Below are 11,498 nucleotides of genomic sequence, written 5' to 3'. Positions count from 1 at the left end.
GTAAAGGATCGTGAACATCGGAGCGACAGCCCAGAGTTGTCGTGAACGCAGTACGGAGGAATCGTGCAAGAAGACCAGCAGGTAACAATCGTCGGAGCCGGGCCGACCGGTTTGCTGACCGCGCTGGGTTTGGCCCAGCACGGAATCAGTGTATCGGTGGTCGAGCGTGCGCCCGCGTTGCAGGACACACCGCGAGCGATCGTCTACCACTGGTCGACGCTGGACGGTCTGTCACGGCTCGGCCTGTTGGAGAAGGCATGTGGGGCGGGCTTCCTCAAGCAGGACTATGCATATCGGGTTCGAGACACCGGGGAGATCATCTCCTACGGGCTTGCTGCCCTGAACGGCAAGGTCGAACGACCGTACAACCTGCATCTGGGGCAGGGTGCGCTCGCCAAAGTCATCCTCGAGGAGCTCGACACGTTCGCCAACGCGCGGGTGCTGTGGGACCACGAGGTCACCGGCATCGATCAGGACGAGTCGGGCGTGACCGTCTCCGTGCGCGGCGTGGACGGCGACACGGTTCTCCGGTCGCAGTGGCTGGTCGGAGCGGACGGTGCGAGCTCGGCCGTTCGACGCACGTTAGACCTGGGCTTCGAAGGTATGACGTGGCCGGAGCGCTTCGTGGCGACGAACGTCCGCTTCCCGGACGACCGCGACGGCTGGGCCCAGTCGACGTTCTACGTCGACGATGTCTACGGGGCAATCATCGCGAAGATCGACGAGTCCGGCGATCACGGGATGTGGCGCTACACCTATATGGAGGATGCCTCGCTTCCGGCCGATTCCATCGACGAACGCATGCCGCGGTTCCTGTCCGCCGTGTTCGGACCCGAAGTGGCCGCCCGGACCGAGGTGGTCGCGGCATCGCCGTATCGGATGCACCAGCGTTCCGCGTCGTCGTTTCGAGCCGGCAGGGTGCTTCTTGCCGGCGACGCCGCGCATGCGACCAATCCCACAGGCGGACTGGGGCTGACCATGGGCTTGTTCGATTCCTACGCGCTCATCGAGGGCCTCGGGGCAGTGGCGCAGCACCGCGCCGACGACGAGGTGTTGACCGCGTACGCGGACCAGCGTCGGGCCGCGTTCGTGGACAAGGCGAGTCCGCGCGCATCGTCGAACAAGAAGCTGCTCTTCCACTCGTCGGATCCCGTCACGCGCGACCAGGACCTCGAGATGTTCCGGCGCATGTCTCGCGACCCAGAATTCGCCGCAGAAGTTCTGTACTTCACCAAGACCCTCGAAAGTCCGTCTCTGCTCTCGTCCGTGTAGGACGCGCCGCCTCGGACGCCACTCGAAACGAAAGAACTGCAACATGAATCCTCTTGATGGACTCACGATCGTGTCGTTGGAGCAGGCCGTCGCCGCTCCCTTCGCCACACGACAATTGGCCGACCTCGGCGCGCGCGTCATCAAAATCGAACGACCGGTCGTCGGTGATTTCGCGCGAGGCTACGACGAGACCGTCAACGGCCTCGCCAGTCATTTCGTGTGGTTGAACCGGTCCAAAGAGTCCGTGGCCCTGGATCTGAAGAGTGCGGAGGGCCGAGAAGCGGTGCAGGCTTTGGTCGACCGGGCCGACGTTCTTGTTCAGAACCTCGCCCCCGGGGCGGCGGATCGGCTGGGGTTGGGCGCCGAGGAGCTCCGTGCTCGGAATCCGCGGTTGATCCACGTGTCCATTTCGGGTTACGGAACGGGTGGGCCGTACTCGTCGAAGAAGGCGTACGACCTGCTCGTCCAGTGCGAAGCTGGCCTGGTATCCATCACCGGTACCGAGGACGAACCGTCCAAGGTCGGTATCTCCATCGCCGACATCGCGTCGGGAATGTACGCGTATTCGGGTGTGCTCACCGCCGTGATTAAACGGGAGCGCACCGGCGAGGGCGCCACGATCGAGGTGTCGATGCTCGAAGCGTTGTCGGAGTGGATGGGCTTTCCGCTGAACTACGCGATATACGGGGGCGCGTCCCCCTCCCGCACCGGAGCCCGGCACGCGGCGATTGCTCCATACGGTCCCTTCACGTGCGGCGACGGCAACCAGGTCTTCCTCGGCATCCAGAACGAACGGGAATGGGCGACGTTCTGCACCTTCCTCGGATCGCCGGAGCTGGCGCGAGACGAGCGCTTCGTGCGCAACTCCCTGCGTGTCGAGCACAACGCGGAGTTGCGCGCCGTTATCGAGGGGGTCTTCCAAGCCTTCACGGCCGAGCGGGTGGCCGAGCTACTGGAAGTGTCGGGTATCGCCAACGCTCTGCTGCGCACCATGGACGGTCTCGCGGAGCATCCGCAGCTCGAAGCGCGGGGCAGGTGGCGCACCTACCAGTCGCCGGTCGGGGAGTTGCGCGCCCTGATTCCACCCGTCACCATGTCCGATTCGACCCCCGTCATGGGTCCGATCCCGGACGTTGGGCAGCACACCGAGGCGATTCTGGCGGAGTTCGGGATCGCACCCGAATCCACGGTTCCGGCGGGGTTCTGACCGTGTCGACAAGTGTCTCCGCGCTCGCGGAGACCACGGCGCGAGTGCAGGAGGCCACGACGTTTCTGTTCGTTCCCGGGAACCGCAGCGACCGGTTCGACAAGGCGCTCGCCACCGGGGCGGACGTCATAGTCCTCGATCTCGAGGACTCGGTGGCACGAGGAGACAAGGCCACAGCGCGAACCGAGGTCGTGCGGTGGTTGTCCGAGGGCGGACGCGCATGCGTGCGCGTGAACTCGGTGGGCGACCCCGAGCACATCGGCGACGTGGATGCACTGTCGGATCTGCCGGGACTCACCGCTGTCATGGTCCCCAAGGCGGACGATTCCGTCCGGTATCTCGATCTCCGCCAGCGACTCCGGTGCCCCGTCATCGCGCTGATCGAATCCGCGGTCGGTGTGGACCGGTCGGGAGTGATTGCCGCCGACCCGGGCGTTGCACGGCTGGCGTTCGGCCATCTGGACTACGCCGTGGATCTCGGCGCGGAACCAACGCGTATCGCGATGCTCCACGCTCGGTCACAGCTGGTGCTCGCGTCACGAGTGGCGAACAAGCCGGGACCGGTGGACGGGGTGACGACGGCACTGAACGACGGTGCGGTTCTCGCCGACGACGTCCGCTATGCCATCGAACTGGGCATGGCCGGCAAGCTGCTGATCCACCCGTCGCAAGTAGAGCCGAGCCGTACGGCTTTCCACCCCAGCGACATCGCCGTCGCTCACGCACGGAAGATCGTCGACGCCGCTGCGTCGGGTGCGGCGGTGCGTGTGGACGGCTTCATGGTCGACGCGCCGGTGTTGGCCCGCGCCCACGCGGTTCTGCGCGCTGCGGGCGCCCCGACCCCCCACGTCGACTGAGACGATGCTGGTCGGTACGACGCCGGTCAGTACGACATAGACAGGATTTGGTCGCGGTCGTACCGGAGATGCGGATGCTGCTCGCGCAGATGGTGCTGAACCTCGTCGACCAGAAGGTCGTCGGTGCGCCCTTCCATGAGCTCCCCGCACGGACATTGCACGTAGCGTCTTCTCTCACCCGTCATGTCTCGACAATAACCGGCGGTCAGGTCTCGGTGTGTCCTCCCATATCGCTCAACCAGCGACAATGCGTCCAGAGTATGAGGACGGGGAACATCCTGGCATTGCGATGACGGGCACGTCAGCACAGGATCGACAGTGATCGGGATCTCGCCGGTGCAGGCGACAAGCCGGCCGTATGCGCCCGCCGACACCGAAGTTCGGGATCACGCGACCTCGCAGCAAGGAGAACTTATGTCCGTCACCGTCGACCGGCCGAGCAGCCTCGACCGCACCCGCTTCTTCATCGACGGCACCTGGATCGACCCGGTGCGCACAGAACTCCGGGACCAGATCGAGGCTGCCACCGGCGAGCGCATCGGGGTGGCCGCGCTCGGGAGCGAGGCCGACATCGACGCAGCCGTTCGCGCCGCCCGTCGGGCCCTGGACGAGGGCCCATGGGGCCGAACCACGGCTGCCGAGCGCGCCACCGTGCTTCGTGCTTTCGCTGACGCCCTCGACGCCCGAGCGGTTGACACGGCAACGCTCGTCAGCCGCGAAAACGGGATGATTCTCGGGCTGTCGCAGGCACTGAACGGCGGAGCCCCGGGGGCTCTGCTGCGCATGTACGCGGACATCGTCGAGAACCTGCCGCTCGAATCGGTCCGCCCGAGCCAGGCGGGATCGACCATCGTCCGCCGCGTGCCAGTGGGCGTCGTCGGTGCGATCGCTCCGTGGAACTTCCCGCAGGCCCTGGCGATGTTCAAGATTGCGCCGGCGCTGGCCGCCGGGTGCACCGTTGTTCTCAAACCGTCCCCCGAGACTGCGCTGGACTCATATGTATTCGCCGATGCAGCGCAGGAGGCGGGCCTGCCGCCCGGTGTCCTCAACATCGTCCTCGGCGACCGCGACGCCGGCGCGGCGCTCGTCTCACACCCTCTGGTCGACAAAATCGCGTTCACCGGCTCGACCGAAGCAGGGCGCATCATCGGTCAGGAGTGCGGTCGGCTGCTTCGCCGTTCCACTCTGGAACTGGGCGGAAAGTCCGCGGCCATCGTCCTCGAGGACGCCAACCTCGAGACCTTCCTCGCGGGCTTGGATAACGCATCGTTCCTGAACAACAGCCAGACCTGCACGACGCAGTCACGCATCCTCATCGCACGCTCGCGCTACGACGAAGTGGTGGATGCCGTCGCGAACTTCGCCGACTCGTACACACTGGGCGACCCGCTGGACCCGTCGGTAACCATGGGACCCATGGCGACCCCCACCCACCGAGACAAGGTGCTCGGCTACATAGACATCGCGAAGAACTCGAACGCACGCCTGGTGACGGGCGGTGGTCGGCCCGACGGTCTCGATCAAGGATGGTTCGTCCAGCCCACGGTATTCGCCGATGTCGACAACTCCGACCGTCTGGCGCGCGAAGAGGTATTCGGTCCGGTCATGGCTCTGATCCCGTTCGAAGGAGACGACGAAGCGGTCCGAATGGCGAACGACAGCAACTACGGCCTCGGTGGATCCGTATGGAGCGTTGACGAGGATCGCGCCCTCGGAGTGGCTCGTCAGGTCCGCACGGGCACGATCGGCCTGAACTACTACACCCTTGATCTCGGCGCACCCTTCGGAGGATTCAAGGACTCCGGCCTCGGACGAGAACTCGGCCCCGAGGGCCTCGATCCCTACCTCGAGTACCAGTCCGTGTACGCCTCGACGCGGTACCTGGAGTCGACCACGTCGGCCGGAGCTGCCCGGAACGCAACGGCATCCAGCCCCGCCGAGGTCGTCGCCGCGTACTTCGCCGGTGTCGCCGCCGGCGACGCCGCCGCGGTGGCGGACCTGTTCGCCCCGGATGCCCTGTTGCATAACGCAGCGGGCACCCTCTCCGGCGCGGAAGCTATCGGACGCATGTACGAAGGTGGCTTGAAGGCAGGGAAGATGATCCCCTCGCCCAGGACACCCGTCGTCGACGGGGAGAACGTGTCAGTGGAGATCGACCTGAACGCCAACGGCTCGCAGATCGTACTGGGAGATTTCTTCACCGTTCGAGACGGCAAGATCACTCGGCTCGCGATCTACAGTCTGACCCCGGACGGCGGGCGCCTGCTCAACGACGTGGGTGTCGATCCGTCCAGCCGCACGCCGTAATCGGTGGCAGTGACCCCGGGTCTGTCAGCACCACCACACCAAGCATCAAACGATCACAGGGAGCATAATGAAGATCGCAGTCTTCGGTCCGAATCGACGAGTCGGCGTTGTCGTGGGCGATGACGTCGTCGACGTCAACGGTGCGTACGCCAAATATCTGACCGAGCGCACGGACAGCGTGCGTCCGGCGGCGCGAGCGGCGCACGAGGTGCCAGCCGAGCTGAATTCCTTCATCGAGCAGGGGGACGACGCACTCGCCGGTGCAAACACGGCGCTCGACTTCCTGTCGGAGGACAGCGACAAGACGGGCGTCGACGGCGAACAGATCGTGTTCCCCCTGAACGCAGTCACGCTGCACGCGCCGATCGAAGGGCAGTCGCGAATCTTCGCCGCACTGGCCAACTTCGCCGACCACATGCAGGCCGCTGCCGACAACACCTCTAACGGGAGTGACAAGGCAACCCTCGACCGGCTGGTGTCCGGTGGTCCGAAGTACTTCATCAAGGACCCGCGAGTCGTCTCGGCCGACGGTGACGACCTGGCCTACCCGCGCCGGACCAACCTGCTCGACTACGAGGCGGAAGTGGCCGTCGTGATCGGTAAGCGTGCCAAGGACATCGCGGCCAACGACTTCGGTTCGTACATCTGGGGTTACACGCTGGTCAACGACTGGTCCATCAGGGATAACGTCTCGTTCGGACCGGACTTCCAGTACTCGAAGAACTTCGATGGCGCCGCAACGGTTGGTCCCTGGATCGTCGTCGACGAGAGCCTGGATCCGCAGGACATCCCGGTGGAAGCACGCATCAACGGCGAGGTTCGGCAGAGCGGGAACACCAAGTCGATGATCCATAGCTTCGCCTCGCTCGGGGAGTACCTGTCCAGGGATTCGACGCTGTTCCCCGGGGATCTGATCAGTGGGGGGACGCCCAAGGGGACGGCCGTCGATTCCAGCACCCGCGACGCCGAGGGAAAGTTCGCGGACGATTCGCTCTTCCTGAACCCGGGTGATGTTGTGGAGGTCAGCTCCACCGCACTGGGCTCCATCACCAACACGATCTCCGGATCGCGCGGCGGGAAGAAGTAGTCATGGCCGCGAAGAAATACTCGGTCGGTGGTGTCTCGTACGACCGACCATTCAAAATTCGTCGTCTCAACCATTTCGGCATCAGCGTCACTGACACCGGAACAGCCGTCGGCTTCTACCGTGATGTCCTCGGCTTCGTGGTCGCAGACATGCTCGATCTGCAGAAGTACGATCCCGGTGTGTGGTTGGACGGCCTGTCCGACACCAAGATCTACTTCCTGCGGCACAACAGCGACCACCACACCCTGGTGCTCATGCCCCGTTCGTGGGTGGACAAGAACGACAACCCTGCTCGGGACGACATCACGGTCAACCAGATCACCTGGCAGGCAGGATCGTTGCGTGAGGTGGTGCAGGCTAGGTTGTGGCTCGAGGAGCAGGGCTCCACGATCGAGCGGTACGGCCGCGACCCCGGTTCCAACTGGCACACCTACTTCCCAGACCCCACCGGTCACACCAACGAACTCGAGTACGGCATCGAGCAGGTGGGCTGGGACGGCGTCAGCAAGCCGGAAGTGATGTGGCCCTGGGCCAACGAACATCCCGCGCTTCCCACGAAGTCGGAGGCGAGCGAGCTCGAGGAAGCCGAGGAAAAGGGCATCGACCTCACCTCGGGGCACCGCTGGATCGACACGCTACCCAAGACCTACGACGTCGGCGGAGTGTTGCTCGCCCGTCCCTTCAAACCGGTCCGCATCGGTCCGGTCAGCATCTTCGTTGCCGATCTCGATGCGGCGGAACACTTCTATACCGAAACGCTCGGACTGGTGAAGAGCGAGGAGTCGACCGTCGAGGGTCACCGCGTGCTCTTTCTGCGCGCCAACACCGAACACCACAGCATCGCACTCTTCCCGCTCGAGGTCCGGAGTGCACTGGGATTGAGCGACAACACGACCCTGCTGTCCTTCGGCGTCCAGCTCGGTTCCTACGAGCAGTTGCGGGACGCGAAGACCTTCCTCGAAGAACGCGGCGTCAAGCTGATCGATCTGCCGCAGGAGATTCACCCGGGCATCGACTACGCCATCCACGCGGTCGCGCCGGACGGTCACGTGATGCAGCTCTACTACTACATGGAGCAGGTCGGGTGGGACGGCACAGTGCGCTCACCTGAGAGCCGACGCCGCGTCGAACCCGGAGTCTGGCCCGAGACGCTCGAACCCATGTCCGATACCTATGGCGGCGAAACGTTCTGGGGTCCGCTCGGGTGACCACGCATCCGACCATCACCATTCATCGTCATCACGAAGTGAGGAAAGTACGTGCCTGAGCACAACGCTGAGAGGCGAGTCGCGGCGGTCACCGGTGCAGCGCAAGGACTCGGCGCCGAAATCGCGCAGCAACTCGCCGAAGACGGATTCTCCGTCGTCCTCCTGGACATCCAGGAGGACGGGCTCGAGACATCGAAGAAGCAGATCGAGACCATCGTGTCCGGCGTCGAGGTGCTCACGCTAGCGGTCGATCTAACCGACGAGGTAGCCGTTGTCGCTGCGTTCGAGAAGATCGACCAGCGGTTCGACCGTCTCGACGCACTGGTCAACACCGCCGGAGGCAGCGGAACGGATCCGGTGCGCTCGCTCGACGACCTCGGCGTCGACGTCTGGCGGCGGGTGCTCGACAACAACGTAACCAGCGCCTTTCTCTGCAGCCGACAGGCAGTGCCACTCATGCTGCGACACGGCTACGGCCGGATCGTGAACTTCTCGTCCGCGGTCGCCAACGGCCTGGCAGGTCCCTCGGGCACCGTAGGTGCCCGGCTGCCGTACGCCGCATCGAAGGCTGCGATCAACGGCTTCACGAAGCAGCTGGCTAAAGACCTCGGCGCAACGGGCATCACCGTGAACGCGGTCTCGCCCGGTCTGGTTCTACCGACCGCCGGCCGGGTGCGGACCATCTTCGAGGCGCTGTCCGACGAGACGCAGGACGCGACACGCGCAGCTATTCCACTGGGCCGCACAGGAACCGGTACGGAGATCGCGGCCGCAGTCGGATACCTCGTGTCCGAACATGCCGGTTTCACGTCGGGATGCATCCTCGCGGTCGACGGAGCTGCATCATGAGCGACGTGCTCGACGTGCCCCTGGTATTCGTTCCGGCGCTGGGATCGGACGCTCGCTCGTGGCGGCCGGTAGCCGACATCCTCGGCGACAAGGTAACCAGCGTCGTGGTGCGCGGTCACGGCAGTTCGATCGAGTACATGGCCGACCGCGTACTCGAGCAGAGCCCGCAGGAATTCTTCCTCGTGGGAAACTCCATGGGTGGGTACGTCTCACTGGAGATCGCGCTCCGGAGAACGGGTCGCGTGCGAGGCCTGGTACTGCTCAACTCGTCCGCAATCGCTGCCGATTCCGATCGGCGCGCGAATTCCCAGCGCCTCGTCGAGAAAGTTCTAGCAGGGGAATTCGACGAAGCGGTGACAATGATTTCGAGCGCTGTCGCCCCGCAGCGGCCGGACGTCGCCGAAGCCGCGGCCACGATGGCGCGAGATCTCGGTGACGAGGTGTTCATCGCACAGCAGACGGCCGTGTCGAACCGACGCGACCGGCGCTCCGAAATCGCCACGCTCGACGTGCCCACACTCGTGATCGTGGGTGAACACGACGCGATCACCCCGCTCGCGCTCGGTTCCGAAGTCGTCGACTCGGTCCCGCATGCGGAACTGGTCGTCCTCCCCGGGGTCGGCCACCTCTCGACTCTCGAAGCGCCGGACGCCGTGGCTTCGCACCTGCTGTCCTGGCTGTCGCGCCAGGTCACTTCCGCGAGGACGGGGCTGTGATCGAGTTCGACCACACCACACTCGGGCAACGGGTGCTGTTCGCCCGCGGGCAAGCGGTCGACAACATCGTCTCGGCCGTGGGGGACCTGTCCGCGTCGCGCGTGCTGCTCGTCGCTGATTCGTTCGTGACGAGCCTCGCGGACGAGATGGCTCACCGGGTACCGGTCGTGGCTCGGATCGACGATGTCGTCCAGCACGTGCCGGTCGCGAACGGTCGCGCTGCTGTCGACCTCGCGCGTTTAGAGGCTGTCGACGCGGTCGTGTGCATCGGCGGCGGCTCGTCGACGGGGCTCGCCAAGTTCGTTGCCCGCGACACTGGGATCCCGATCGTTGCCGTCCCGACCACGTTCGCCGGCTCCGAAGCCACCGACGTGTGGGGACAGACGGACGGGGATCGCAAGACCACCGGATCCGATCCGAAAGTTCTGCCCCGAGTCGTGGTCTATGACGCGGCTCTCTTCGCCTCGCTGCCCGCCCGACTGGCGGTGGCGTCGGGGCTCAACGCCGTCGCCCATGCGGTGGACGCTTTCTGGGCGCCGCGTGCCGACCCGATCGACACGGCACTTGGCACCGAGGGCCTCCGTGCGCTCGTTCCCGGCTTGCGGGCTATGTCCGAAAACCCTGACAATCTTGACGCGCGAGAGGCCACGCTCTACGGGGCCTACCTCGCGGCCGTGGCGTTCGCCTCGGCGGGCAGCGCGCTGCATCACAAGATCTGCCACGTTCTGGGTGGTGCATTCGGGCTGTCACACGCCGACACGCATGCCGTGGTGCTGCCCTACGTGATGGACTTCAACGGCCCCGCCGCGCCCGATGCAGCGCGCCGAGTGTCGGACGCCCTCGGTGGCTCGTCGGCTGCACGCGGGCTCTACGACCTCCGCCGGGACCTGGGTGTCGTCGACTCTCTCTCACAGTTGGGTATGCCGGAGGACGGCATCGACACCGCCGCCGAGCGCATCATCGCGGCGGTTCCTGCCTCTAACCCGCGCCCGGTCGCGCTGGCCGATCTGCGCACTCTTCTCGCCGCCGCGTGGGCGGGCGACCCGATCGATGAGCAGGAGCGAGTATGACGATCGAGCAGGAGCGAGCGAACGCCGAGCTGAACCCGTCGACCGAGCAGGCCGCGCGTGAGCAGGCCGCGCGTGAGCAGGCACTGGTCGACACCGTCCTCGGCTCGTTCGGCGAATCGCCGAACGCCCGATTGAAAGAAGTCATGAAGGCGGTGGTTCGGCACGTGCATGCCGCAGCCCGCGAGGTCAGGCTCACCGAAGCCGAATGGAACACGATGATCGCGTTCCTCACCGAAACGGGCCAGACGTGTACGGACACCCGGCAGGAGTTCATTCTGCTGTCCGACGTACTCGGACTGTCCATGCAGGTGATCGGAATGAACAATCCATCGGTCGCGAACGCCACCGAGGCGACGGTGTTCGGCCCGTTCTTCGTGGAAGGTTCACCCCGAATCGAACTTGGACAGGACATGTCGTTCGGCGCGAAGGGGGAGCCGTGCTGGGTGACCGGCAGTGTCCGCGACGTTCACGGTAAACCCGTTCCCCGCGCGCGTATCGAGGTGTGGGAGGCGGATGAGGACGGGCAGTACGACGTGCAGTACGGCGACGACCGCGTCGCGGCACGTGCGCACCTTTTCGCCGACGACAGCGGGGAGTTTCGATTCTGGGGTATGACTCCAACTCCCTATCCGATTCCGCACGACGGTCCGGTGGGGCGGATGCTTTCGGCCGTAGGTCGTTCCCCCATGCGCGCGAGTCACCTGCATTTCATGGTGACTGCGCCTGGCTTACGGCGTTTGGTGACTCACATCTTCGTCGACGGTGACGAGATCGGCTGGAAGGATGCCGTGTTCGGCGTGAAGGAGTCGTTGATCAAGGCGTTCGAGCGTCACCCGTCGGGACCCACTCCCGACGGGCGCGTGGTGAACGGCTCGTGGAGCGACGTCACCTTCGACATCGTCCTCGCCCCCGGGACCTGATGGTA

General features: G+C 65.2%; 10 protein-coding genes and 1 pseudogene. All 11 read left to right on the top strand.

Annotated features, from left to right (window positions below; genetic code table 11):
- Positions 1-63 precede the first annotated feature (63 nt).
- Positions 64-1,272 carry an FAD-dependent oxidoreductase gene (locus ACLIVD_RS22625; protein WP_095869830.1) on the top strand — a complete coding sequence of 403 codons (1,209 nt, stop codon included), beginning with the start codon at positions 64-66 and terminating at the stop codon, positions 1,270-1,272.
- A 43-nt stretch (positions 1,273-1,315) separates the two neighbouring features.
- The gene (locus ACLIVD_RS22620) at positions 1,316-2,479 is read left to right on the top strand and encodes a CaiB/BaiF CoA transferase family protein (protein ID WP_283335078.1); all 1,164 of its coding nucleotides are present in this window, start codon (positions 1,316-1,318) and stop codon (positions 2,477-2,479) included.
- Between the two features lie 2 nt (positions 2,480-2,481).
- Entirely contained in the window at positions 2,482-3,336 is an 855-nt protein-coding gene (locus tag ACLIVD_RS22615) for an HpcH/HpaI aldolase/citrate lyase family protein (RefSeq protein ID WP_241031741.1), read from the top strand.
- A 414-nt stretch (positions 3,337-3,750) separates the two neighbouring features.
- Positions 3,751-5,226 (top strand): annotated as a pseudogene (locus ACLIVD_RS22610) (aldehyde dehydrogenase); the annotation flags it as partial.
- Entirely contained in the window at positions 5,218-5,643 is a 426-nt protein-coding gene (locus tag ACLIVD_RS22605) for a nuclear transport factor 2 family protein (protein WP_240960383.1), read from the top strand. The pseudogene ACLIVD_RS22610 and the gene ACLIVD_RS22605, both read left to right, overlap by 9 nt.
- Positions 5,644-5,710: 67 nt before the next feature.
- On the top strand, positions 5,711-6,730 hold the full coding sequence (locus ACLIVD_RS22600) for a fumarylacetoacetate hydrolase family protein (protein ID WP_491930715.1): 1,020 nt from the start codon (positions 5,711-5,713) through the stop codon (positions 6,728-6,730).
- A 2-nt stretch (positions 6,731-6,732) separates the two neighbouring features.
- On the top strand, positions 6,733-7,938 hold the full coding sequence (locus ACLIVD_RS22595; protein WP_095869834.1) for a VOC family protein: 1,206 nt from the start codon (positions 6,733-6,735) through the stop codon (positions 7,936-7,938).
- A 51-nt stretch (positions 7,939-7,989) separates the two neighbouring features.
- Positions 7,990-8,787 carry an SDR family NAD(P)-dependent oxidoreductase gene (locus ACLIVD_RS22590; RefSeq protein WP_283335077.1) on the top strand — a complete coding sequence of 266 codons (798 nt, stop codon included), beginning with the start codon at positions 7,990-7,992 and terminating at the stop codon, positions 8,785-8,787.
- On the top strand, positions 8,784-9,503 hold the full coding sequence (locus ACLIVD_RS22585) for an alpha/beta fold hydrolase (RefSeq protein ID WP_206031601.1): 720 nt from the start codon (positions 8,784-8,786) through the stop codon (positions 9,501-9,503). The genes ACLIVD_RS22590 and ACLIVD_RS22585 overlap by 4 nt, the downstream gene beginning before the upstream one ends.
- On the top strand, positions 9,500-10,573 hold the full coding sequence (locus tag ACLIVD_RS22580) for a maleylacetate reductase (protein ID WP_095869836.1): 1,074 nt from the start codon (positions 9,500-9,502) through the stop codon (positions 10,571-10,573). The genes ACLIVD_RS22585 and ACLIVD_RS22580 overlap by 4 nt, the downstream gene beginning before the upstream one ends.
- Positions 10,570-11,493 (top strand): dioxygenase family protein, encoded by a 924-nt coding sequence (locus ACLIVD_RS22575; RefSeq protein WP_167114301.1) that lies wholly within the window; start codon positions 10,570-10,572, stop codon positions 11,491-11,493. Before ACLIVD_RS22580 ends, ACLIVD_RS22575 begins: the two co-directional genes overlap by 4 nt.
- The last annotated feature ends 5 nt before the right edge of the window (positions 11,494-11,498 follow it).

This window comes from Rhodococcus sp. G6(2025), assembly GCF_058628105.1.
This window is presented reverse-complemented; position numbering and strand designations above follow the sequence as displayed.